Source organism: Oculatella sp. FACHB-28 (genome assembly GCF_014696015.1).
GTDB lineage: Bacteria > Cyanobacteriota > Cyanobacteriia > Elainellales > Elainellaceae > JAAUTN01.
This window is the reverse complement of the sequence record NZ_JACJPJ010000110.1, coordinates 1-26,990: the sequence shown is the minus strand read 5'-3', so window position 1 is coordinate 26,990 and position 26,990 is coordinate 1. Positions and strand designations below refer to the sequence as shown.

Sequence of the window (26,990 nt, the reverse complement as noted above, 5' to 3'; positions counted from 1 at the left end):
GCGCCAAGGATAGTAGGATTCGAGAAATTGTCGCCTGCACTGCTTACACTTGTAGCATTGTCTCCCTCGACGATGCCCGTTCTTAGCGACTTGAGTTGAATTACATTGAGGACATTTCATTCTTCTATCATGCCAAACCAAGCATTACCCTTGCAGCAACGCCGAGAAACGTTATTAGCATTACTTAAACCTGGAATTAATCCTTCAGCTTGAAATAATGCGAATTGTCCAACTAGTTCAAAAAGTATGGTTAATCTAAGCAGGTGAGGTGACCTGCTTAGATTAACCTTGTTTTACAGGGCAAAGTTATGGCAGCTAATTGCTGTAGCTGTCACATTTTGCAACGTAGCAAGGGTGACAAACGTTTTGCCTGCCCCGATTCCGTCGGCGTCAACTTGGATTTGGGTATCAGCACCCATCTGTACAGACTGGATTAATTGGGTATGGAGGGCATGTGCTCGTCCTCCAGCAAAGGCAGGTTTGGCGAAGATGCGGCGCAAGTCAAGTGCATCTTGTCTGACATTGAAGTCGGTGATGCGATCGCCCTCTGCGGATAGTTTCTCAAAGACAAACAGGTCTTTGTCTCGTCCACCCGTAAGGATATCCTGACCTGACCCACCAATCAAAACGTCACTGCCTCTTTGTCCCAATAGTCGGTCCTGTCCTATACCTCCCGTTAATTGATCCCGTCCAGACCCACCATCTAAGACATCATTTCCACTGCCGCTGAAGAGCCGATCGGCTCCTGCGTTGCCCTTCATGATGTCGTTGCCTGTACCTCCTACAAGGCGATCGTTCCTATTCTTACCAGATAGTCGATCGTTGCCTGATGTGCCCCTGATGCTTACCCCACGTTTACCCACGTTGAACCGAATTGGAGTGGGTTTTGCCAGCCGACAAGCATCTCCCGTCAGCACAAGGTTAATGCAGTCAAAAGTACCAACGCTGACATTATCTAGCACGACCAGTGTGGTGTAGTTGCTGCCGGAATTCAGACCGTCACTATCAACGCGGATTTCTGTATTGGCTCCCACTTGAACCTGCTGGATTAATTGACCGTGAAATCGCTGTGCCGCTGCTGCTCCGCCAAATTCTTTACGAGCAAAGATAGGACGTAGATCCAGCAAATCAGTGGTGACATTGAAATCGGTGATGTGATCAACGCCTTCCTTCAGGGTGTTGAAGACAAACATATCTTGACCCCGACCGCCGGTTAGCCGATCTCGACCCCGACCACCTACTAAGATGTCATTGCCGCTGCTAGCACTAAGGCGATCGTTGCCAAGGTCACCCTTGATTAAGTCGTGACCTGTACCACCACTAAGGCGATCGTTGCCACGACCTCCCGTGAGGCGATCGTTGCCACGACCTCCCGTAAGGCGATCGTTGCCACTGCCGCCGAGCAGGCGATCGTTGCCACTATCCCCTGTGAGAACGTCTTTGCCACTGTCGCCAACTAGCCTGTCATTGCCACTCTTGCCTTTTAAGATGTCATTGCCCTTATACCCTCTAAGGAGGTCATTTCTGCGAGTACCGCTAAGCCGATTTTTGCTGCTATTGCCTTTTTGCACCTTGCCACGCTTACCACCCCCTGTGAAGTCAATTGCAATTGCCTCACCCAGTTGGCACTCTTCCGCCGTCCAATTGCCCTGTACTGTGCTAGCAAAACGATTGCCTAGTAAGTCACTGACGTCGTTGGTACTGGTGAAGGCAAGTGTGTAGTTACCGCCTTCATTGGTGCGTCCATTGAGATTGCCGATCGTCCAGGTCATTCCATCAGGACTTGTTAGGGTGGACCCTTCTAGCGACACAAGTGCACCATCGTGCGTCAGTGCTAAATCAGATAAATCAAAGTTCTTGATGGGTTCGTTAAAACGGATGACCAGCTTACCTTGTAGATTGTCTTCTGTGGGCGGGGCACTCACGTCAAGGACAGCAGTAGGTGGGGTTGCATCAATGGTGATGGTGAGTGGAGTAGACGTTGAGCTGGTATTACCCGAGCTATCAACAACCGCACTGCTCAGCTGGTAGACTCCATCTGGAAGCGGTGACTGTGGAGTAAAGCTCCATTTTCCGTCTGCACCAGTGGTTGTAGTGTCAAGTAAAGCGGTTCCATTGAACAGTTTGATGGTGGTGTTGGCTGTTGCTGTTCCTATCAGGGTAGGAGTGTTGTCGCTGGTGAGATTATCAGAGTTAGATGCTCCTGTGTCACTGCTGCTGGATAGTACTGGAGAAGATGGGGCTGAAGATGTGGTGAGATTGGCAGTGCGGTTCAGCCCGCTAGGCGCAGCACTGTTGCTATTCCCTGCTTTGTCTTGAGCGATGTTTGCACCCAGCTCAACGTTGACTACACCAGTGGCATTGGGGCTAACGGTAAAGCGATAGGTGATGCCACCATCGTCACTCGTCGGAGCAGTAGTAATGGTGCCATTGCTGACCGTAATATCATCACTCGTCAATCCTGTTACTGCTTCACTAAAGCTTGCAGTGACTGTAAAAGAACTCTTAACTTCCGTAGGTGCATCTGAAGAGAGGCTGACGGTGGGGTTAAGCGTGTCAATACCGAACAGGTCAGCAAAATTGGCAGAAGTTTGGAGATTGCCTGCGCCGTCTTTCGCACCCGTAATCTGAACATCAATATTTGCCAGGTTAGTGTTGGCATCAGCGACATTGTAGGTTGCAACATAGGTTGTGCTGTTTGTCCAGTTACCACTAGCAAAGCTGATGGTAGACGCTGGGTCTTCTCCTGCTGTTGGAAAACTCAGGGTGGGGTTGACCGCAGTATTCATTGCCTCGCTGTAGACTGCCGTTAGCGTGAAAGTACCGTTGTCTACTGTTGCATTGTTAAGGATGAGAGAACTGGAAGTAAGGCTAGTAAGGGTGGGTGATGTGGTGTCTCCTGTGTTGTTGATAATTGCCTGATTGGTGAAAGAGTTTGCAGGATTTCCTGTAGTGTCTTGAGTCAGGTTACTGCCAGGCTGAGTGTAGCTGGCAGTTACGGTATCGCCCTGGTTAACGGGGTTGGCAAGCGTCAGAGTGACGGTAGAGTTGTTGAGGGCGATCGCACTAACGGTTGCAGCAGCACCGTTGACGGTGATGGTGTAAGCATCTATAGAGGGCGTGAAACCGCTGTTCAGCAATTCATTGTAGTTGAGCGTTAAGGTCGTACCATTGACTGCTGCACTAGTCAGGGTAGGCAACATTGTGTCAACAATTGCTGAAGCTACTGGTGAAGGAGAACCAATATTGCCTGCTTGATCGATGATTGCAGCGGTGACGCTAACATTACCTTGACCTTGTGCATTAATTGCCGCAGATGAAACAGTGACGATTGCGTTGCTGTTGGCGATGTCGCCATCGGTCAGGGTATAGTTAACGGTTTGTGTTCCCCAGTTGAGGGTTAAGACATCACCAGTTAATGCCCCTGTTCCAGTCAAGTTGACATGCACGGGTGTGCCATCATCAGCTTCAGTGTCGTTGATGCCACCGATGGCTTCTGGAATGATGGAGATTTTTGGAGCAGAAGGGGCGATCGTGTCTACTGTGACAGTAGTGGGGTCAGAAATCGCGCTGCTGTTGCCAGCTTGATCGAGCAATTCAGCAGTGACCTTAAATGTGCCATCTCCTTCAGTGGCGATCGTGGTAGTTGGAACCGTGACGATAGCATTGCCATTGGTTATATCACTGCTAGTCAGGATGTAGCTCACCGTCTCTTTGCCCCAGTTCAGGGTGACAGTATCACCAGCGATCGCTCCTGTTTGAGCAAGGTTGACATTCACAGGAGTGCCTTTTTCGGCTTCAGCCCCGCTAATGCCACCTGCCGCTTCCGGGATGAGAATGGCAGGAATACCAGGGGCAATCGTGTCTACTGTGATAGGAGCAGGATCTGAGTCGACGCTACTGTTTCCTGCTTGGTCGATCACCTTAGCGGTGACATTGAAGGTACCATCGCCTTGAGTGGTAATGGTGGAAGCAGGCACCGTAACCGTTGCGCTGTTGTTCGTAATATCGGTACTTGTGAGCGTATAGCTGACGAGCTGGTTGCCCCAATTTAGAGTAAGGGAATCACCTGCCAAAGCTCCTGTTCCAGCAAGACTGACGTTCACCAAAGTTCTGTCTGCGGCTTCAGTCTTGTTCAATCCACCGCTGGCTTCCGGAATGCTGGCAATGGTAGGTGCAGTGGGTGCGGTCGTGTCTACTGTGACAGGAATGGCAAAGGAAGAGGGACCTGAGCCAATCTGAGCTGAGACATTATACGTGCTATTTCCTTGGGCAGTAATGGTGGTAACTGGAATGAGGACAGTAGCACTGTTACTTGTAATGTCGTTACTCGTCAGAACATAGTTGACGGTTTGACTTCCCCAACTGATGGCAAGCGTATTTCCTGCGGTAGCTCCAGTACCGTTAAGATTTACCAGAACTGAGGTGCCATCAGCTGCTTCAGTGCTATTTAAGCCACCCGCCGCTTCTGGAATACTAATCGATGGAGCGTTGGCAACTACCGTGTTAACTGTGACAGGTACAGTTGCAGAATTGGGGCTAGTGTTACCTGCTCGATCGACTATCTTAGCTGAGATATCAAACGTACCATCACCTTGAGTAGCAATTGTCGAAGTAGAAACTGTGACCGTAGCACTGGTAGCTGTAATGTCTACATCTGTGAGAATGTAATTAACAGTTTGGGTGCCCCAGTTGAGTATGAGCGTGTCACCCGCAATCGCACCTGTTCCGGTCAGTCCAACATCGGCGGTTGTACCATCACTTGCTTCTGTTGCGTCAATTCCATCTGTGCCTTTGGGGATGCTGGTGATGGCGGGAGCTGTAGGTGCAGTTGTGTCTATTGTGGCGGAGAAGGGAGATGAATCTGCACTACTGTTTCCTGCTTGGTCAATAACTTGGGCAGTGACGTTGAACGTACCATCACCTTGAGCAGAGATGGTTGAGGTGGGAATTGTGACTGTCGCACTGTTTGCTGCAATGTCGCTATTTGTCAGCGTGTAGTTGACCGCTTGCCCATCCCAATTCAGGGTGAGCGTATCCCCTTTAATGGCTCCGGTTCCTGCAAGGCTGACATTCACTGTTGTTCCATCAACAGCTTCTGTATTATTGATTCCGCCTGAAGACTCAGGAATGCTGCTGATTGAGGGAGCTGCGGGTGCGATCGTATCGACTTGAACAGGAACCGCAGGAGAATTAAGACTGCTATTGCTGACCTGGTCAGTTAGCTTCGCAGTAACGTTGAACGTGCCATTGCCTTGAGTGGAGATAGTTCCGGCGGGAACTGTGACTGCTACAGTGCCGTTAGTGATATCGGTGTTGGTTAGTACCTGATCAAAGGTCTGAGTTCCCCAATTTAGGGTAAGGGTATCACCGGCGATCGCCCCAGTTCCAGTTAGGCTAACGTTTACGGTCGTACCATTAGCAGCCTCTATTGTATTGATATCTCCGTCTGCTTCTGGAATGCTGCTAACCGTAGGGGCAAAAGGAGCAGTAGTGTCAACGGTAACAGACGTGGCAAGAGAATTTGGGCTGCTGTTTCCGGCTTGATCAATCACCCTAGCAGTGACATCAAAGGTGCCATCGCCTTGGGCTTTGATTACGGCAGATGAAACAACAATACTTGCGCTTCCACGTATGATATCGTCGTTTGTCAAGACGTAGCTGACTGTTTGACCTCGCCAGTTGAGGACCACTGTATCGCCTACAGCTGCACCAGTTCCAGATAGACTAATATCAACCGCCGTTCCATCTGCTGTTTCTGAACTATTTAATCCATCTGTTGCTTCTGGAATGCTTAGGCTCACAGGTGCTTTGGGAGCATCCGTATCAACCGTGACAACTTGTGGGTCAGAAGCAGGGCTGATATTGCCAACTGCATCTATGATTTGTGCTGTGACGTTGAATGTCTTGTTGCCCTGAGCAGCGATCATAGCTGCCGGAACTGTGACGATCGCAGTGCCGTTGGCAATATCTGCATTTGTTAGGGTATAGTCAACGGTTTGGTTGCCCCAATTCAGGATCAGCGTATCTCCAATAGCGGCTCCAGTACCGCTAAGGCTGATATTGGCGGTTGTTCCATCTACTGCTTCAGTTGCATTAATTCCACCTGCTGCTTCTAGAATGCTGGTGATTGTAGGTTGGGTTGGAGCAGTTCTATCAACGGTGATAGAGGTTGGATTAGAACCGAGGCTAGCATTTCCAGCTTGATCTGTTAGTTGAGCAGTGATGTTGAACGTACCATCACCTTGTGTAGAGATGGTCGAGGCGGTGATTGGAACAACTGCACTGCCTTTGGCAATATCGTTAGTAGTCAGCGTGTAATCAACCGTTTCTCCTCCCCAGTTAATCGTCAGGATATCACCTACCGTAGCACCCGTACCGGAAAGACCTAAGGTTACATTTACAGTGGTGCCATCAGATGCTTCAGCGGCGTTAAGTCCTCCATCTGCTTCAGGAATAGTGATGGTTGAGGGTGCTGTGGGTGCCACCGTATCAACTGTGACGGAGTAGGGTGAGGAGTTAGGGCTGCTATTACCAGCTTGGTCAACTAGTTTTACTGCGACGTTAAAGGTGCCATCGCCCTGAGCAACAATCGTTGCATCCGGCACAGTTATCGTTGCGCTGTTTGCTGTGATGTCGCTGTTGGTTAGTACATAGCTCACGGTCTGACCATCCCAAGCCAATGTCAGCGTATCACCAGCGATCGCTCCAGTTCCCGCTAGGCTGATAGTAACAGGGGTACCATTTGCAGCTTCTGCCTCATTTAACCCTTTATCTGCTTCCAGAATGCTGCTAATCGTGGGTTGGGTTGGAGCAGTCCTATCAACCGTGACAGAGGAGGGCAAGGAACTGGGACTGCTATTGCCAGCGTTGTCAGCCAGTTTTGCTGTGACGTCAAAAATGCCATCGCCTTGAGTGGTAATCGTAGCGGTCGGAACTGTGACGATCGCACCCTTGTTGCTAATATCAGAGCTAGTCAGCGTGTAGTTAACCGTCTGATTGCCCCAATTGAGAGTGAGCGTATTCCCGGTGGATGCCCCTGTTCCTGTTAAGTCAATGTTGACGATCGTGCCATCTGCGGCTTCGGCACTATTAAGTCCACTGGTGGCTTCAGGGATGCTCGTGATCTTAGGAGCGGTAGGAGCAACCGTATCGACTAGCACGGTCAGCACTGATGAGACAGGACCTGCACCGACTTTGGCAAAAACAGCCACATTGCCATTACCTACTGTGTCAATTGTCCCGACTGGAACCGTAACGGAGACACTTCCACGTTTAATGTCATCTGCAGTTAATGTATAGTCGATGACTTGTGGACCCCAGTTAATGCTCAGGGTATTGCCAGCGATCGCTCCGGTTGGCTGGATGTTGATTACAACAGGTGTGCCGTCTGCGGCTTCGGTGCTGTTGAGTCCACCCAGTGCTTCTGCAACGCTGATTGTCGGAGCATTTGCAGGAGCCGTATTGACGGTGACTGAGACAGGTGAAGTATCAGGACTAACGTTGCCCACCTGATCAGTCAGTTTTGCTGTAACGTTAAAGCTGCCGTCGCCTTGACTAGAAATGGTAGAAGCCGGAACAGTGACCGTTACACGATTGGCTGTAATATCGGCATCGGTCAGAGTATATTGAACAGTTTGTGTTCCCCAACTGATAGTCAGGGTGTCGCCTGCAACTGCTCCAGTTTGCGCCAAACCAACATCGACTGTCGTACCATCACTCGCTTCTGTCGCATTGATGCCGTCAGCTGCTTCGGGGATATCAATCGTTGGAGGTGCTGTGAGCGCGATCGCATCGACGGTGACTTTGACAGGGTCAGAGATTGTGCTGGAGTTGCCAGCCTGATCAGTCACTTGAGCGGTGACATTAACAGTTCCTTGCCCTTGAGCAGTAATAATATCGTCAGAAATGGTGACGATCGCGCTGCCACTGGTAAGGTCTGTACTGGTGATTGTGTGGGTGACGGTTTGAGTTCCCCAGTTGAGCGTGAGGATATCTCCTGCAACTGCCCCTGTTCCAGCTAGAGCAATGCTAACAACTGTACCGTCATTGGCTTCAGCGTTATTGAGTCCGCCTGTTGCTTCAGGAATGCTGGAGATAGAGATTACTGGAACAGTAGGACTTGTTTGGTCTACTGCAACCGAGACTGAACCAGAAATAGGACTATTGTTACCCGACTGATCGGTAATTTGAACAGTCACGTTAAAGCTGCCATCACCTTGAGCAGTAATGACATCTTTAGAAATGGTGATAGCAGCCGTCTTGTTGCTGATGTCATCAGCAGTCAGGGTGTAACTGACGGTCTGCGTGCCCCAGAAGATTATAAGCTTGTCACCTGCGATCGCTCCAGTTGGTGCTAGGTTGACATTCACGATCGTGCCATCAGCAGCATCAGCGCTATTAATGCTTGGGGCTTCAGGAATGCTGCTGATAATAGGAGCAGCAGGAGCAGAAGTATCAACCGTGACTGGAAAAGTAGTCGAAGTGGGACTGACATTTCCTGCCTTGTCAATGAGGCTTGCAGTCACATTAACACTGCCATTGCCTTGAGCAGAAATGGTAGACGCCGGCACGGTGAGTGCAACACTACCGCTGCTGATATTACTGCTAGTCAGGACATAGTTAATAGACTCGCCGTCCCAGTTCAGTATTAACGTATCGCCAGCAACAGCTCCAGTTCCAGCCAGGCTAACGTTTACCGTTGTCCCATCAGCCGCTTCAGTGGCGTTGAGTCCGTCTGTTGCTTCAGCAATAGTGGAGATAGATGGAGCGGTGGGTGCGATCGTATCCACAGTCACCGGGAAGGCATTGGAGTTGGAACTCACATTGCCTGCTTGATCAGTCAACTTGGCAATGACGTTGAAGGTCGTATTGCCTTGAGCCGTAATTGTGCTAGCTGGGACAGCCACAGCGGCACTGTTGTTGGTAATGTCGGTGGCAGTCAGCGTGTAGGTGATCGTTTGAGTGCCCCAACTGAGCGTAAGCGTATTACCTGCGATCGCTCCGGTTCCAGCAAGACTAACGTTGACCAACGTTCCGTCTGCTGCTTCCGTAGCATTCAAGCCACCTGTGGCTTCTGGAATGCTGGCAATCGTGGGAGCTAGGGGAGCAGCGGTATCAACAGTGACGGAGGAGGGAGCAGAATTTGCGCTGGTGTTTCCTACGGAGTCAGTCAGCTTTGCTGTGACGTTGAGGGTGCCATTGCCCTGAGCCGCAATTGTGGTAGCCGAAACAGGAAAAGCAACGTTATTGGCGGTGATGTCAGTTGCGGTCAGCGTGTAGGTTGTAGTCTGAGTGCCCCAGTTCACAGTCAAGATGTTTCCAGCGATCGCTCCAGTTCCAGCTAAACTGACATTAACGATCGTGCCATCAGCAGCTTCTGTTGCGTTAATCCCACCTCCTGCGTTTTCTGGAATGCTAGAAATCGTTGGAGCGGTCGGAGCGATCGTGTCTACGGTCACCGGGAACGCTGCGGAAGCTGCGCCGGAGCCAATTTTTGCCGTAACGTTAAACGTGCCATTGCCTTGAGTGGTGATTGTGGCAGCAGAAACAGTAACGGTGGCACTGTTGTTAGTGATATCAGTGGCAGTTAGGGTATAGGTAACGGCTTGACCACCCCAAGTGAGCGTTAGAATATTTCCTGCTACAGCACTCGTTCCTGTAAGGTCAACAGTCACTAATGTGCCATCAGCGGCTTCTGTCGCGTTGATCCCACCCCCTGCATTCTCTGGAATTGCCACAATATTCGGTGGTGTTGCTGCTGCCACCAAGTTCGCAAACGATGCTGTTGAGCTGAGATAAGATGTCCACGTTGCTGCTAGGTCGTTGGTGGGAGTACCTGAGATGTCTTTGTTAACGTTGTTCAGGTTGGCAGATGAAGTCAGAGCAAAGCGAATCGGTGTATTTTCGCTGAAATTCGGATAGGGTGATGCTACAACTTGCGCATCTCCATCGGTGCTGGAAGCATCTTGGAGAAGCGTATACATGTTGTTGAAGTTAATGATCAGATCTACATACGTAGTCCCTGAAATCGTCGTTTTTGCGATCGCCGAGTCAGCAATTTTCAGAGCACTCTGAACACTTGCTTGCGCTGCTAGATAAAAGTCAGTGTTGTTGGGTCGCGTGTTTACGCTGCCACTCTGGCTACCTGCAACATAAAGTCCGTCTGCAACAGGGGTGCCTGACGTGTAGCTGTTGGGTAGAGCGCCCATGTCAGCTACAAGGGCAAAATCAATCTTGCCATCTAGCCCAGTGCCCGCATCAACATCGAAGTTAATGATTAATTTTTGAGAAAAGCTACTGTTAACAGCAGCTCTCAAAAGCAAATATTTTGTGCCTGTTGAGTTATCAAAGCGAGAATATAAAGCAACACCCGACGGATCGTTGGTTAAGTCTGCGTTATTCGCAAGATCTCCGGCTGCATCATAATTTGAGCCAGAAACAGCAACCTGAAGATTAGCAGCAGGATATGAGTTCCAGTTAGTAACGACGTTGGAGTATGGCATCTTTGTACTTTGACACTTAGTGAGAATAAGGTTTACAAGCAAACAGGCAAACAGTAGTCGTGCAGACTTAATAAGTCATACACGGCTTCTATAAACTGAAAAATTGAAGAATTGCTTTAGCTGGAGGAACTTGGCGACATCCTGCTAGTTGACCTGGGCTTGTATGTTTCAATACAAGCGTGTGGTACCTCACGAAGCAAAGTAGAACGACGTAATTCTTACGGCATTCTTAATACCAATTGATTTGAGGTTGCACTTTAATCTTCGTCTTTTCCTGAAACTTTAAGTAATTGTAAGGCTGCCTGCATTTCATACGGAATTGGTATAAGCACGTAAATATCTAGCTGTATTCTTTTTGTAACGCCCTTCAATAAGTAAATTCTGGGTCACTTGACGAATCTTACATAAGCGATTGTTCGTAACATGCAGCAGCTATTGCCTCTTACATTTATCTTTCTTAAGATGCCCTATTCACAATTACAAATAACAACTCTACTTGTGTACGGTTATTGTCAATTTAATCGGAGAAATTGAAGAATAAGCACGATAATTCTTGGCAAGTTAGAATCACAGGATTATGCGGTAAGCTTTAACCCAACAATCTCTTGCCAATCTTCAATTCGCTGGCGCATCTGTTCACGGTAGCGTTGAGCAGCCAGTTGATGTTGTTTCGGATAGAAGTGGTCTCGAATCGGTCCAAACGCCGCGAGAAATCGTTGTGCTTGTCTGGGTGATTTGAACTTCCGCATCTGCCGCTCTCGTACTTGAGTTGGTTGATGTGAGTTCTCTGCACGAGTTGTTTAATCACTTGTGCTGTTGATGCTCCACGCTCTTGAGTATCAGGTTTTGGACGGCTTTGTAGCTCTTCAATTTGTCCATTACAATCACCCGATGCACAAAGCCTTGCTGCTTGAGAAACTTGCGGAAAAACCGTCTCGCTGCCTTGGTATCTCGCTGCTGTTGCATCTAGGTGTAATGAAATCAGTATGCGATCGCCCTTAGCTATCTTCTCCCTCGGTTTTAGGCTGGTCAGAATGTTGTCCTGCATCGAACACAATACAAAAGGTAGCTGCTGGTATCAAACGTTGCAAGGCTCTCAACTGAGCTTCTGCATCACTGCGACGACGAAAACGAGCGACAACCAGGGATGTAGGGGATCTCGGTAGGATGGCATGGGAAAGCGATCGATCGCGCTATTGCGTTGCAGCAAGGGTATAATTCCGAAGATTGCTTCAAAAATCCACACGAGCAACACAACAGATTCAAGGCGATGGTATTGCAGTCTTTCCCAAGCTGATCCTGCTGGGTTCGATCGTAGGCAAGCCACTTACAGCTCAATTCACTCATCCCACTTCCTCTCACGTAATAGAAGATCCAGCTTTCCCAGTTCTCCTTTCTCCAGCTCAACTTAAATTCTTCAACCTGCTGTCTAAAGTGAGGGTTATTTCAATGACTTAACCTTGAGCAGTAAACCGTTTCCAAGCAGATAGATTTGATGTTCCAGAAAGTGCCTGGGTAAGTAGATCTGCCAAGTGCTCTGCTTTTGAGTGATTAGACTGGTTATAGTCACAGATGTGGATATCGATCGTAATTTTGCCGTGTTCAGGCCAGAAATGTAGCGCAACGTGGGATTCTGCCAGCAGGACGGCAGCAGAGACCCCATGAGGGGTGAAGGTGAAGGAGGTTTCACCGACAATGGTGAGTTCTGCTTCCTGAACGGCTGTTCTAAGCAGGTTAATAAACTCTGATTCTGTCCAGCTGTAGACCGTTTGGATGACTGGAAGAATAGCGGCAAAGTGGTGAGAGGTGAGGAGAAGAGATTGCATCATGATGGAAGTCAGACCCCATAAATCCGTTGTCCATCACCTCCTAGGATAGTCAAACTCCTGGGGTCAATCATCCGTCCAACAGAGACTTCAACGTCTCCACTCCAGTTCTCAATACAAAGGATATGATTGCCGTTACTGGAATAGTCAAAATATTGACACTGCTCTGCCTGATTCAGCGTTGCACCTTCTCGGTGCATTTGAGCAGTTCCGCGTTCGTCGAGAGAATAAGTCATTTCTCCAAAACGGATTTGCTCAGGGGGATAATCCGGAATATTGAGTGCTTGAGTTGTTTCTAACCAGGCAACTTTAACCTGATCATCCTCTTCAATCGAGAGCCAACGGATTTCTTCGTTGTCTTGCAGTAAATACTCAATCCATCTGTAGTTGTGGCTTGTATAGATGAGTTTGTCTTCTACAACCCAGTCTTGGTCTAGATACTGGACGATATCCCCAATTCTGAGGGTGAGAACATTAGGGAAATTAGCAGACAGCGATCGGCGACGTTTTACAGGAAGACTGAGTTGGGAGCGGTACACAACAATTAGGGTTGCAGTGATAACAATAGCAATGATGCTAATCCAGATAAAGGTCAACATGGGATTAGTAATAAGTTTTCCAGTGAGCGTCCGTTTGGTATCGCACTAATACAGGATCTCCCAGGCGGTTCACCTTAACGTTCCCAAGCACAATGTCCTTTGGTAGATCGAACAGATGCTGTAGCAGGGCAGGGGTAAGAAACTTTGTAGGAACCTGTAGGTTCAGGGTTTCCGATTGAATGGGGGTGCGCGCAGCTAATATAAATCCCCAGGGTCCAAAGCTGGGCACGTCAACAGTGTAGGGATGAACCGATAGCCCAACAGACTCTAGAGTTGTGACGATGCAAGCGAAGGCTTTGGGCGCAAAGAAGGGACTAGAGGCTTGCGTGACGAAGATACCATCTAGAGCCAAGCGTGGCAGTAACCGCTGATAAAAGCCTTGCGCGTATAGTTTGGCAATAATGTCGCGGTCAGGATCTGGAAAGTCGGCAATGATAACATCGAATGTGTCAGTTAAACTAGGAACTGTGACAAAGGCATCAGCGTGTTTGACCTCGACGCGCGGGTCTTGAAAAGCATTAACGTTAGCGTTGGCTAGAAAAGGATGCTGCTGTGCGAGTTTGACTATGGCAGGGTCCAGGTCGATCAGAACGACTCGTTTCACCTCTTTCCACTTCAAGACTTCGCGCAGAGCTAGCCCATCTCCTGCACCCATCAGCAGTACCTGTTCACGGTTGTTGTTGGCACTTATAGCTGGATGAACTAGTGCTTCGTGATATCTGTATTCGTCGAGACTGGAAAACTGTAGGTCACCGTCTAAATAAAGTCTTAAGTCTTTTGCTTGACGAGTTAATACAATGCGCTGGTATTGAGTTTGAATGCGGCTGACGATCGGAGCCCTGTAGAGGTTGTTCTCCAGTCGATTGCTTACGGCTACTGTGAATGGAGCGAAGGTGCAAAGACCAAGGCACAGAGCAATTCCCCATCGCTTCCATTGACGTAAGGATGGAAAATTGTAGCTGAGAATTAAAACCATTGCCGCTGGAAATATACCGACAACGGCAGCCGAGGGGAATAACCCAATGGTTGGCAGCAAAATGACCGGCAGCAGTAATGAGCCTGCGAGTGCGCCAAGATAATCTAGTGCCAAGACCCCAGAAAGGGCATCTCGAACTTCCGTTTGTTGTTCGAGTAGCCGTGTAAGGACGGGAACTTCGAGACCTGCCAGCGTTCCCAAGATTAAGGTGACGAGGGTCAGCCCAATCCAGACGGGTCCATCAACTACAAACAGAGCGAATAGAGCCAATGGAAGTAGAGCGCTGAGAGGAGCTATCCAGAGTTCGATCTTGATAAACGTGGATAGAAGCAACATTTGCTCTGTGTGTGGATTTGCCGTAGTAGGGACAATAAATCGGCTGAGATAAGAGCCAATGCCCATTGCTGCTAAAAATCCGCCTACGGCGACTCCATAGGAGAGAGCTTGATTTCCGACTAAATAACTGGTTAAAGTGCCCAGTAGTAGCTCGATCGCCAATCCGCAGCTAGAAGAGACGGCTGTGGCCGCGAGAAGGGTATATTGCTGGTGGCGCTTGAGCGTAAAGGGGGGAGGGTTGAAATGTTGCATGGAACAGAAAATTCCTTACTTGCCGTCTCCTGGTCCACCGCCAACAAATTCTCCGTAGCTGGCTCGATCGGGAGCAGGTACCCAAGTCTGGTTATAGTAATAGCCTGATAGGTTGGTATTGTAGCGGGACCAGTACATTGTCTGCTCTTCTTGCCTTAGATTTAAGGCAGAGATTTGAGTGCAGCCTGCGAAGAGTGTTACTCCTGCAATAAGACAGGCAGCGATCGCAAAAACGGGGTAAATCATGATCTGGAGGTGATGAGGTTAAACTTCTTTACTACGGAGCCGCAAGGACAGCGCGGTCAAGCTGCCTGTTCCAAACAGACCAGCCCAGAAGAAACGACTGTCAACGGCTCCATTGGTCACGGAGACTATAAATGATACTGGTTCTTCTACGTCTTGTCCCATTGGGTCGGTATGGTCAAGAACTTGAACGCTGATTGTTAGAGTTTCATCTTGATTCGATTTGATGTCTAACCCGGCGTTTAGATCTGTTTCTGACCAATATTCTCCATCTTCGTAGCCAGATTCTGACCCAGCATCCTTTAGGGCACTAGCGACAAGATTACCTTGAGCGTCTCGAACTTGCACTTCGTAGGAAACCCAACGATTTTGGGCAGGGGCAGCAGTGATGTTGATTCGAAGTGCGCCAGTTGCAGCAGGTTGGATTTGGATAGGCTGGAGTGCTGCGGAGTCTTCGGGTGCAATGGTGAGGGTTTGGGTTGCCAAATTGGTTTCAATAAGGGGACTACAGACGAGTGCGGCCAGCATCACTACTGTCGCAACTCCGCTCAAGCAGATCCAGAGACCGAATTGGCTAGACCCGTTGGGTTGCCAAGATGTCATGAAAATTGGAGTGAGTGTGAAGAATGGGTTTAGGCTATTTAATATAATAGAGGCAATTAAAAGCAGTTCAGAACTTGCTTCGTCTATCTTATTTAGATACAAACGTGATAAGTTTGATTTCTTAAAAATCGGAGACACTTTGCATGTTGATAACAGTAGAAAGAGTCGCTGCAACAGTTGGATGGGCTTTGATTGGAGTACTTCTATTGTATGCAGCTATCCGATTGTTTGATGCCGTGGATCCAATTAACTATCAAACGGAAATTCGACAGGGGAATATTGCTGCTGGGGTAGTTGTGGCAGCATTGATCATAGCAACAGCTGCCATTATCATTTCAGTCATTGTTACTTAACGGGATGTGGGTAGAAGTATCTATACCTCACTTCAAGCAGATGCTAGCGATCGCGATCGGAGAAAGGATCGTTTTCGAAATTGACATTATTACGTCCAAAATTTTCAATTCACTGACGCTGCGATCGCTGCAGTCCTCCAAAACTGTTGCTGGCTTGGACATTGCTGAGGAGTGCGCTCCATCAGTTAATTCCCCTATGAGTACCAATAGAACTCTGCTTAAACGGTAAACGCTTCACCCGTGCCCCATTCTCGAATCTGCCATTCTCGAACTCTGCAACCTTCACCTTGAGGACTGGTTTGCAAAATCCGTTTATGCTCCCAATCGATCGTCAACTCCGAGGCTGACCAAAGGGCAGTGCCTTCGCGCCAAGGAATCGTCGATCGCTGAATTTCCCAGGGAACTCGACCCGATCGACACAAGCCTAACGAGATTTCGCAACCCAGATAATCCTGCTGTTCCTGGAGGGTGGTTGAAGTCATTAGAAAATCACTTAAAGTCTCGGCAGCGGGCAGGGTAACCGAACGGTTGTGGCTGTAGATGAAATAATCTCCGGCGATGACTAACCCGGCTTGCCATGTCAAAACTGAGCCAGAGGTATCGTCTGGTGCTAATACAAGTGCCGTGAAGTCTCCATCTCCATCGTCAACCTTGTGCCATTCCTCCCGATACACCTGATCCACACCCTCCTCAATCAAGATGTTGTTTTGCCAGTAGAGCAAGCCAATATCTCGAATGGATTGTGGGGGTTGGTAATCGATGTATCTCACCCACTGACACTGCCCCTGCTTAAACTGAGTGATACCCGCAAATCCCTGCTGCCTAGATAAAGCAACAATCTCGGCTTGTGTAAGGGATGAGAAACTTGCCTGCTTCAGGTCAGGGCGATCGAAGGGAAGCCGGAGATCGGCAAAGCAAGAGGAGGTTTGCAGGTAAAAGACTTGGGTTTGAGTGTCACGCTGCCCATCTGGAGTTTCGATTGACAGCCGCCTCCACAGCCCTCTCAGCCAATCAGGAACAGTACTTGCTATCATTTGAGTTGCGGTTCGTCATGCAGAATAATGTTGATCCTAAACTAGGTTTCAAGCTTCAACAGCTTTCGACTTAAGGCACCCCCAATCAATTTGTTGAGGTGCTCCAATAGTTAAAAATCCAGTTCATGAAGTGTCTCTTCTTCATTCAATTGATTTACTTCAATTGATTAATGTGGAAAAGTCCAATCCTTGCCTGGCAAGATTGCAATCTTCAACCCTGTATTTCATTTCCTGGTGAGGTTGTTCTCACCCAGAAATGAAACGTTCAAAACAAAACATCTAGTATGATTCGTTCTATTCAATCGGCTCTTTTATTGAGTGTGTTGGCGATCGCCCCATTAGAAAACATGCTCAATCCTGCTTATTCTGCTCTCGCTCAAACCCCAGCAGTTGCAGCGACCTGTGATGCCAACGTGCCGTTGCAAAATCAACTAGGAATGGTAGAGGAGCAGGCTCGTTCTGCCCTTGAGCAATCTAATCAAGCAAAGGCACTGCAATCCTTACAAGAAGCATTGGCGATCGCCATTCAGATACAAAATACGCGCCTTCAAGCTGAACTGTTACAGCGATGGTTATTAGATAATAGTGAAGGCTATCCAACTACACGATGGCAGCGATTAACTCAAAACATTGATCAGCAAGACCAATCGGCTCAACTTCAAACTGTCTTGGGACAGTTTTTGCAGATCGCAAATCGCATCACGACATCCCACAGCTTCATCAAAACTCGCTCGTTAGCGGCGATCGCCCGTCACTACGCCGCTTTAGAACCCAGCCAAACTCAGCAATCGGTGCAGGTGCTAGAGCAAGCTCGTCAGGCAGCCAGATTCATTCGGGGCGAAGTGTTTACCGCAAATGCCTTGATTGATGTTGCAGAGTCATACGCACTGATAGACGACACCACATCCGCACAGACCGTTCTCACGCAGGTAGAGCAAGCCGTTCAGCAGATTCCACCAAATACATCTGAGCCGCTTAAGTTAGTCATCATTCAACGGATGGCAACCACCTACGGCCAGATTGGCGACTTCACAACTGCCCGCCAAATTGCCGACCGCTTGCCCGCTCAATCTGAGATTCAGTCATTCGCCTTACAGGGAATTGTTGAAGGATACATTGCCGCTGGCGACTTGCCCCAGGCAGAAGCATTAGCGGAATCCATTTCTGCGATCACTCACCGAATTCGGGCATTTGAGAAACTGGCGATCGCTTATCACAACACCAATCAGCCTGCTAAAGCTGAGCAATGGATAAGTCAGGCAAGACAACTGGCAGAACCGTCAGTTAGTTTGCCCAATCCAGAATTCACACTTAGAAATTTAGTCGAAACCTATCTGCAATTAGGACAACGCGACGAAGCCTTGCAACTGGCGCAAACATCTTTAACGTCATTGCGGCAAGAGGTAACCAAATCCGTGATACTTGCTTTTAGCCAGGCAGGGCAGAACGACGTCGTTGAATCGTGGCTGTCCGAACAGCTGAGCTATGTTGAAACGTTTCCTGACGCCTGGGAACAACGCCTTTACTTAGGAGATCTGTTCCAAGTGGCGATCGCTACCCAGCAGTTTGAGTGGATTGGCAAAGAATGGAGCCGCATTGCTGCAATCGACTACGGTCCTCAAGATCAGCAAATGGTCGAAATTGCAAGCGCCTATGCTGCTAGTGGTCAACACATTGAGGCGGCTGAATGGGCACAACAACTTCCCCTTGCCAATCGCCCTGTTTTGCGGGTTCGACTATTAACCGCGATTGCCCTCAAAGCACATCAGGCAGGCGAAACCAGTTGGGCAAATGATTTGCTACAGCAGACCTTGCAAAGTGTAGACTCTCTCACCACGACCTATCAGCGCCAATTTCCGGAAGATTTAACGCAAGGTCCTTTGGTTAAGCCCAGCGCCCTCACTGCCATTGCAGTTGTGTATTCTCAAACTGGGCAAACCGACCTGATGCGCCCACTCTTACAACAGGTCAGCCAATTGGATCAGTCCATCACTAATCCGACGTTTGGTGGTCCTGTTGATCAGCCCTTTTCTGTATTCATGGACGCGAAGCAATATGTAGGGGCTTTACAACTCGCGCAAGCCACTGCCGAGTCAGAAGTGCGTCAGTCGCGCTTACAAACGAGTGCAACAGCTCTATTGCAGCAAGACCGCTTTGACTTAGCACTACCTGTCGTCGATCAACTCACTCAGGCAAACGGTAAAACTCAACTGTTGCTGGCGATCGCTCAACGCTATAGCGATTTGCAGCAGGTTGATGCAGCCCTCCCCATTCTTGATCGAGCATTCCAAGTTGCTCAAACCATTCCCGGTGAAGAATCAGAAGTCGATCGTTTTGGAACAGATGGCTTAACGGTTATCGATAGAACCAACGATCGGGGTAGCTTGTTAGAAGCGATCGCGTTGCAATATGCTCAACTGGGTCAGGGCGATCGGGCGCGTCAGGTTGTCAATCGACTTCAGGAAGCTCGTTTGCGAGAACAGGTCATGCAATCTATTCAGTGTGTGCTACGGAGTTAGGATTGTACAACTGTAGCTACAGCAGCAGAATAACTTATGGGTAAGCCATAACGTAGGGGTCGTTCGCGAACGACCCCTACAGGAATTTGTGGTTTATCCAAGTGGAAATGGCTGTAAGTTTTGGAAGTGGTGTACATTAGACCTCCGCCAATAGCAATCCTAAATGACTGATGAAAGTAGTTGCCCTAAAGACGACCACTTTCATCAGTCATTTTCGTGAATTGAATCGGGCTGCTATGGCTGACAATTATGATGTTGTGGTGAGACCAAAAGCTGTAATCGCTGGAGACCTTTGTGTTTAATGTTGACCGACTTAAAACTACAGCAGCGCTTCAACTTGGAGAGGTTTATGGCATTCTGGCGATCGAGGTGATTCTTGCGGTTCTGATCGGTCTCGGATTGACAGCGACCGGGCTGGATGGTGCAGCCTGGATTTTAGGCGGAATTGCTGCGGGGGCGATCGCGTTTTCGAGTTACCGGATATTCGGTGTTGACTCGCTCCAACCCAATCGCAACGCAAGAAAAGCCGGACAGCTACTCGTGGGTTTGACGATCGGACTATCGCTGCAACATAACAATCTCAATATTTTACCCAGTCAATTTTTGATTTTTCTGGGATTACCCTTATTTTTGATGCTGTCGGGTGCTGCGATCGGTTGGGTTTATTCTCGACTTGAGAAAATCGATTTATTAAGTGGATTGTTAGCAACAACGCCTGGAAATATTGGCGTAATGGCAAGTATTGCAGCAGACTACAGCAAGAATACTGCGTTAGTTTCGCTGGTTCAATTAACGCGATTCACAACAGTTATTTTTGTCATTCCAATCATTGCGAATGCTGCCGTCCCTCGTTCAACTCACAATGCGGTTGCCGCTGTCATTCAAAAAGTTGTTGCAGTTTCCTGGTTCGATTTGTGCATTGCCTGTTTGCTCCTTGCAATCACACTTGTAGTGGTTTATTTGGGCAACAAACTCAAGATTCCGATGGCGGCTTTTTTGTGTGCGATCGCCGTTGGGCTTTTGTTTGACGCCTTCCTGCTCGTGTCTCCGATATCCATTGATTTTCAGCTACCCGCTCTTTTCAACCTCATTGGTCAAATCTTATTGGGCGTAACAATCGGTGAGTATTGGGGACTCAATCCAAAACTGAGCTTTGCAACCATTATTCGATCTCTGCTGCCCGTTGTGTTGATGGTGATCACCGCATTCCTCGCAGCCTTGCTGATTCAATGCTTAACCGGATGGAATTGGCTGACCTGTGTACTCGTCACGGCTCCAGGTGGCTCACCGGAGATGATTTGGATTGCGCTCACATTACATCAAGATACTGATGTGGTGACGGCAGCTCATGTGATTCGCCTGCTCACCATCAATCTTTCCTTGCCGCTCTTGTTGGCGCTAGTTCCGGCGATCGCCACCGAAGCACGTCAACCAGAGTAGTGTTTGCTTTTCTCATGACTATTTCATGGGAGTAATGGTTTGTGAAGATTTTCGCCTGACGGGCAGAGACTTTCACAAACTATTTAGGTTGCTTTGGAAACCCTGCTGAGACGGATATAATTGGCGGCATAACTCATGGTACCTATTGCAAGGGAGTTCTATGATTGCGCTCGCTGGAATCACAGCCCAAAGCAAAATCTATGAGAGTTCAACATCTCTGGTCTATCGAGGTGTTAGAGAAGATGCTCAGGCTCACTGTGCAGATACCGCAAGGATCGTCATCAAACTGCTCAAGCAAGATTATCCTTCTCCCCAGGCATTAACCCGCTATAGGCAGGAATATGCGATTACCCGGTCTTTGGATGTAGAGGGCGTAATCAAAGCCTATAGCCAACAAGACTATCAGCGCACGCTCGTCATTCTTCTAGAAGATTTTGGGGGAGAGTCCCTGGAGTATTGGATACAGCAGCGCCCAGAGGCTTTCTGCCCCATGTCTGTATCTGATTTTCTGCCTCTTGCCATCAATCTCAGCAACATTTTAGGCAGAATTCATGCTGCTAACATCATCCACAAGGATATTAATCCTAGCAATATCGTTCTTAATCCAAATACGGGCGTTGTCAAAATCATTGACTTCGGGATTGCAACTCAATTCAGCCGCACCAATCCCACGTTCAAAAGCCCGCATGTATTGGAAGGCACCCTCGCTTATCTTTCTCCAGAACAGACCGGGCGGATGAATCGAGCGATTGATTACCGTACCGATTTTTACTCCCTCGGAGCGACATTCTACGAATTACTCACCGGACAAGTACCGTTTCCAACAACAGATGTTCTTGAACTCGTCCATTGCCATCTTGCTAAACCTCCTATCCCCCCGTGTGAATTGAATGTTAAGATTCCCAAGCCAGTTTCAGACATTATCTTGAAGCTGATGGCGAAGAATGCAGAGGATCGCTATCAAAGCGCCTGGGGCGTCAAAGCAGATTTAGAGCATTGTGCTGATCAACTAGAAACAAGTGGTCAAATTAGTTCCTTGCAACTGGGTCTGCAAGATGTTTCCGATCAATTTCAGATTCCACAAAAACTGTATGGTCGGGAGGAGGAAATCTCAGAGTTATTAGAGGCGTTTGAGAGAGTAGCGGGGGAAGGCGGGAAAGACAGAGAGGAGCAAGACAACAGTTCTCCCTTATCCTCCCTCCCTCCCTCATCCTCCCGTCTCCCTCAAATAGTGCTAGTCACTGGCTATTCCGGTGTTGGCAAATCAGCTTTGGTGCAGGAACTTTATAAACCTATTACAGCAAAGCGTGGCTATTTTATCTCTGGTAAGTTTGACCAGTTGCAGCGCAACATCCCCTACAGTGCAATTGTGGATGCCTTACGAAAACTGGTGCAGCAACTGCTGAGTGAACCGGATCAGCAAGTGCAACAGTGGCGATCGCGCCTTTTAGAAGCGTTAGAGAGTAACGGGCAACTCATCATTGATGTCATCCCTGAAGTTGAGTTAATTATTGGCAAACAGCCACCCGTACCGGAAGTTGGGACAGCGGAAGCGCAAAATCGCTTTAACCGAGTCTTTCAGCAGTTCATTCGAGTGTTTTGTGCTCAAGATCATCCATTGGTCATCTTCCTGGATGATTTGCAGTGGATTGACTCCGCCACCCTAAAGTTAATCGAACTGATGCTGCTCGATGAGCAAACCCAAGCGCTATTTCTGATCGGAGCCTATCGAAACAATGAAGTCACTGCAACCCATCCACTAGCGCTGTCATTGGAAAACTTGCGAAAGCAAGGAATAGTGCCTCAAGACATCGTTCTAACCCCCCTCACACTAAAACCACTGAATCAGCTCATTGCCGAGACGCTACATCAATGTGCTGACACGGTTGCTTCCTTGGCTGAGTTAGTGCTGCACAAAACCGAAGGCAATCCCTTCTTTGTGAGCGAATTTTTGCGATCGCTGTACAGTGAAAATCTCTTGGGCTTTAATCCTGAACAACGAACTTGGCAGTGGAACGTTGCTCAGATTGAAGCTCAGAATATTACTGATAATGTAGTGGAGCTGCTGCTGAGCAAGTTGAGAAAACTGCCCGAAAACACTCAGCAGTTGCTTCAATTAGCCGCCTGCATCGGGGCTGAGTTTGATTTGGAGACGTTAACGATTGTATGTGATCAATCGCCTCAAACAGTTTTTCAGGATTTGTTAGCAGCCATCCAAACCGGACTCATCCAACCGCTTTCTGAGTTGGACGAGAACTTGTTGGTTCAAGAGTATAAGTTTTTGCACGATCGCGTCCAGCAAGCTGCCTATGCTCTCATTGATGAGTCGCAAAAACAAGGGGTGCATCTGCAAATTGGTTGCAATTTGTTGGAAAGGACTTTGTCAGAGCAGCAAGCAGAGCGGTTGTTTGAAATTGTTGACCATCTAAATTATGGAGCCGAGTTAATCACTGAGCAATCTGAACGGAATGAGATTGCCGAACTGAACTTGCAAGCCGGTCAGAAAGCGCTATCAGCAACGGCTTATGAAGCCGCTTTCAAGTATTTCAATGCAGGGCTTCAACTCCTTGAGGTGGAGAGCTGGCAGCATGAGTACAACTTGACCTTGGCGTTGCATTCAGAGGCAGCAGAAGCAGCATACCTCAGTGGTCACTTTGATGAAATGGAGCGGCTTGTAGAAGCAGTGCTCGACCATGCAAAGACGGCACTCGATACAGTGAAAGTTTACGATAGCAGGATTCAAACATGGATGTCGCGGGGAGACCTTAAAGAAGCCGTTAAAACTGGCTTGGAAGTGCTGCAACTCTTGGGAATTCGTTTAGTAGAAGCTCCAAGTCAGTTAGATGTTCAAGCAGGACTAGAGGAAACCGCTTCACAATTGGCTGGGCGGGAAATCGAAGATTTGATTGATTTGCCAGAGATGACTGAACTTGTACCACTGACAGCAATCTACATGTTGTTCAGTACAATGGGTCCGGCTTTTAATGTGGCACCTGCTCTGATGGTGCTGGTTGTGTGCAAGATGGTCAATCTATCGCTTGCCCATGGAAACACTATCTGGTCGATTCTCGGTTATGCGGCTTATGGCATGATCCTATGTGGAGTTGTACAAGACATTGAGCTGAGCTATAGATTTGGCAAATTATCCTTAAACTTAGCGAAAAGATTAAATAACAAGAGAGTTAACTGCAAAGCATTGCTGATAGTGAATTTCCATATCATTCATTGGAAAGACCACCTTAAAGAGACATTCCTTAGTTTAGCGGAGGCTTATCAAAGCGGGATAGAAAGCGGAGAGTTTGAATATGCGAGTTATTGTGCATTTAGCCTATGTTATTGCCCCTTTCTTGCAGGACAAGAACTGACAGAACTGGAACAACAAACAGCGATTTATCGTAAAGCCACCAGTCAAATTAGACGAGAGAATCCTGCCACCTGGCTGGCAATGTTGCAGCAAACGATCCTGAACTTGCAAGGTCAATCCGAAAATCCAAGCCGCTTGGTGGGTTGTCTTTATGATGAAGAGCAAGCACTGTCATGGGCGATCGCGGTCAAGGATGGAACTGGCGTTCACTACTTTTGTTTAAATAAGCTGATTTTATGCTATCTGTTCGGGGAGTATGAACAAGCTGCAAAAACGGCTACTTTATCAGAACCGTATTTAAGCGCAGCCACAGGATTATTCTCTGTATCTGTATTTCATTTCTATGACTCCCTAATATTCTTGAGCTTGTTGGCAAATGCTTCAACTCCTGAAAAAGAAGCTTGGTTGAATCGCATTAATGCCAACCAGGAGAAGATGCAGAAATGGGCACACCACGCCCCCATGAATTTTTTGCATAAATTTCAGTTAGTTGAGGCAGAGAAAGCGCGAGTGTTAGGTCAGTTGTTTGAGGCAGAGGAGCTTTATGAGCAAGCCATTCAAGGTGCTAATGAAAACGAGTATCTTCAAGAAGAAGCCTTAGGCTATGAGTTAGCTGCCAAACATTACCTGGCTCGTGGTCGAGAAAGAATTGCTCAGCTCTATATGAAGGAAGCCCATTACTGCTATGAGCGGTGGGGAGCAACCGCAAAAGCCAAAGATTTAGAGACTCGCTATCCACAGTTTTTCCCTCAATCACTAAATACGGCTCCCACACCCGTTCGCACCACGGCTGGAACGACTTCTAACACCTCACAAGTTGCTTTCGATTTAGCAGTTGCTTTCGACTTAGCAACTTTGATCAGAGCATCCCAAGCCATCTCTCGCGAAATTGAACTGGAGCAGTTGCTTCGTTTGTTGATGCAGATCTTAATTGAGAGTGCTGGCGCACAAACTGGATTCTTAATTCTGGAAGAATCGGGAAAATGGGCGATCGAAGCAAGCTGCGAATTGGCTGAAGGTGAGCAGGTCTGCGCTACACAAGTGCTGCAATCACTTCCAATAGCAGATCAATTACCTGAATCAATGATTCAATATGTAATCCGGACTCATGAGTCAATCATCTTAGATGATGCAACTCGCGAGAACAATTTCATCAATGATCCCTATATTCAACACCATCAAGTTCAATCAGTCCTGTGTTTGCCGTTGTTGAATCAAAGCAATCTTGTTGGTGTGCTGTATCTGGAAAATCGATTAGCCACCGGGGTATTCACAGCAGAGCGCTCGCAACTTCTAAATCTACTATCGACTCAAGTAGCCATTGCGATCGAAAATGCCAAACTTTACTCGGAGCTACGCGCGCGAGAAAGTCAGATGACTCAATTTCTAGAAGCAATTCCATTGGGAGTTGCAGTTGTAGATGCGACAGGTCGTCCTTACTACTTCAATCAACAAGCAACTCAGCTAACGGGCAAAGGGGCTGTTCCTTCCGTGACATTGAATCAACTTGCAGAGACTTATCAAGCTTATGTGGCGGGAACAAACCAAAAATATCCAACTGAGAAACTAACATTATCCCGGGCGTTGAAAGGCGAACGCACGAGGACAGATGATTTAGAAATTCACCAGGGCAACACCATCATCCCAGTTGAGATATGGGGAACACCAGTTTTTGACGAACAGGGCAATGTGGTTTATGCAATCGCCACCTTTCAAGACATTACAGAGCGGAAACAAACAGAGCAACTACTAGCCAATTACAGCCGCATCTTAGAGCGCGAGGTTACAGAACGAACAGAGGCTTTACAGCAAAGCGAAGCCGCGCTGCGCCGTCGAGAACAGGAAATACGGCTGATCGCTGACGCTCTACCGGCTCTAATCAGCTATGTAAATGCTAATCGGTGCTATCAATTTATCAATCATGCCTATGAAATCTGGTTCAACTGTAGCCGTGATGAAATACTAGGCAATCCTGTTCGTCAACTTCTCGGTGAGGCGGTTTATCAACGGGTTGAGCCGTATGTTAATCAGGTGTTTGAAGGACAGACGGTCAACTTTGAGGCAGAAGTCCCTTTTCCGTTTGGTAAACGGTACATTAGCGCGACTTTGATTCCTGATTTTGATGCCAACGCTCAAGTGAGAGGATTCTACAGTCTCATCATAGACATTAGCGATCGCAGACGTGCTGAAAAAGCCTCAATTCTGGAAGAACGCAACCGCATGGCGCGAGAAATTCACGATTCGTTAGCGCAGGCTTTTACAGGCATCTTGCTCCATGTTGGATCTACAACACAAATGTTGGAAGACGATTCGGGCTCTGCTCAAATATATCTGGAAAGACTGGAAAAAATTGATGAATTAGCTCGAACCGGACTTGCTGAAGCTCGTCGTTCAGTGGTAGCGCTCCGTCCCCAACTGTTAGAAGAGGGTACTTTACAGAGTGCTCTGCATCGCCTCGTGACTCAAATGCAGTCAACAACTAACACCACGTTGATCTACGAAAGCAAGGGTGTAATTTACCCTCTACTGACCGACGTGGAAAATCACTTATTACGGATTGGACAGGAAGCATTAACAAACGCTATCAAATATGCTAAGGCTAATAAAATTCTGGTTGAGCTAGCGTATGACGATGCTCAGTGTCTTTTGCGTGTCAAAGATGATGGGCTGGGTTTTGGGCTGGGTAGTATTTCATCACCTAGTGGCTTTGGTTTACTGGGAATGAGCGAGCGAGCAGAACGAATTGGTGCACACCTGGCGATTCAAAGCCAACCTGGGCAGGGGACAGAAATTGTGGTGATAATTGAGGTGTAGGGTGTGTAGGTATTGATGCTCCTATAGATGTCAAGTTTTTTGTATTCTAAGGATGAATCACTTCAGGGCGTTCAGGAACCGGAAACGTGTTACGAACAATGTGATAAATCTCCCGCGCCACATAGC

At 48.1% G+C, this 26,990-nt stretch carries 13 protein-coding genes; 4 read left to right on the top strand and 9 right to left on the bottom strand.

Annotated features, from left to right (window positions below):
* Positions 1 to 293 precede the first annotated feature (293 nt).
* The 8 genes from H6F88_RS32295 to H6F88_RS32260 form a co-directional block, all read right to left on the bottom strand.
* Complete coding sequence (locus tag H6F88_RS32295) at positions 294 to 10,505, bottom strand: Ig-like domain-containing protein (protein WP_190646928.1); 10,212 nt, start codon at positions 10,503 to 10,505, stop codon at positions 294 to 296.
* 575 nt (positions 10,506 to 11,080) lie between these two features.
* Entirely contained in the window at positions 11,081 to 11,254 is a 174-nt protein-coding gene (locus H6F88_RS33750) for a hypothetical protein (protein ID WP_242050803.1), read from the bottom strand.
* 55 nt (positions 11,255 to 11,309) lie between these two features.
* Positions 11,310 to 11,471, bottom strand: a complete 162-nt coding sequence (locus tag H6F88_RS33745; RefSeq protein ID WP_242050802.1) for a DDE-type integrase/transposase/recombinase — start codon at positions 11,469 to 11,471, stop codon at positions 11,310 to 11,312.
* 488 nt (positions 11,472 to 11,959) lie between these two features.
* Positions 11,960 to 12,334: an S-adenosylmethionine decarboxylase gene (locus H6F88_RS32280; protein WP_199333899.1), complete on the bottom strand. Its 375-nt coding sequence runs from the start codon at positions 12,332 to 12,334 to the stop codon at positions 11,960 to 11,962.
* Positions 12,335 to 12,342: 8 nt separating this feature from the next.
* Entirely contained in the window at positions 12,343 to 12,930 is a 588-nt protein-coding gene (locus H6F88_RS32275; protein WP_199333898.1) for a DUF4178 domain-containing protein, read from the bottom strand.
* Between the two features lie 4 nt (positions 12,931 to 12,934).
* Positions 12,935 to 14,494, bottom strand: coding sequence for a polyamine aminopropyltransferase (locus H6F88_RS32270; protein WP_190646926.1), 1,560 nt, complete (start codon positions 14,492 to 14,494; stop codon positions 12,935 to 12,937).
* Between the two features lie 15 nt (positions 14,495 to 14,509).
* A complete protein-coding gene (locus H6F88_RS32265; protein ID WP_190646925.1) occupies positions 14,510 to 14,740 on the bottom strand; it encodes a hypothetical protein in 231 nt (76 codons plus the stop codon).
* Between the two features lie 18 nt (positions 14,741 to 14,758).
* Positions 14,759 to 15,340, bottom strand: a complete 582-nt coding sequence (locus tag H6F88_RS32260; RefSeq protein WP_190646924.1) for a hypothetical protein — start codon at positions 15,338 to 15,340, stop codon at positions 14,759 to 14,761.
* Positions 15,341 to 15,483: 143 nt separating this feature from the next.
* Between H6F88_RS32260 and H6F88_RS32255 the strand changes: the two genes are divergently transcribed.
* A complete protein-coding gene (locus H6F88_RS32255; protein WP_190646923.1) occupies positions 15,484 to 15,693 on the top strand; it encodes a DUF350 domain-containing protein in 210 nt (69 codons plus the stop codon).
* Between the two features lie 218 nt (positions 15,694 to 15,911).
* Here the strand turns inward: H6F88_RS32255 and H6F88_RS32250 are convergent, their stop codons facing one another.
* Positions 15,912 to 16,727, bottom strand: a complete 816-nt coding sequence (locus H6F88_RS32250) for a hypothetical protein (RefSeq protein WP_190646922.1) — start codon at positions 16,725 to 16,727, stop codon at positions 15,912 to 15,914.
* 284 nt (positions 16,728 to 17,011) lie between these two features.
* Here H6F88_RS32250 and H6F88_RS32245 point away from each other — a divergent pair, with 284 nt between their 5' ends.
* The 3 genes from H6F88_RS32245 (at position 17,012) to H6F88_RS32235 (ending at position 26,864) form a co-directional block, all read left to right on the top strand.
* Positions 17,012 to 19,246, top strand: coding sequence for a tetratricopeptide repeat protein (locus tag H6F88_RS32245; protein ID WP_190646921.1), 2,235 nt, complete (start codon positions 17,012 to 17,014; stop codon positions 19,244 to 19,246).
* 294 nt (positions 19,247 to 19,540) lie between these two features.
* Positions 19,541 to 20,686 (top strand): AbrB family transcriptional regulator, encoded by a 1,146-nt coding sequence (locus H6F88_RS32240; RefSeq protein ID WP_190646920.1) that lies wholly within the window; start codon positions 19,541 to 19,543, stop codon positions 20,684 to 20,686.
* 160 nt (positions 20,687 to 20,846) lie between these two features.
* Positions 20,847 to 26,864, top strand: a complete 6,018-nt coding sequence (locus tag H6F88_RS32235) for an AAA family ATPase (protein WP_190646919.1) — start codon at positions 20,847 to 20,849, stop codon at positions 26,862 to 26,864.
* Positions 26,865 to 26,990: the final 126 nt, after the last annotated feature.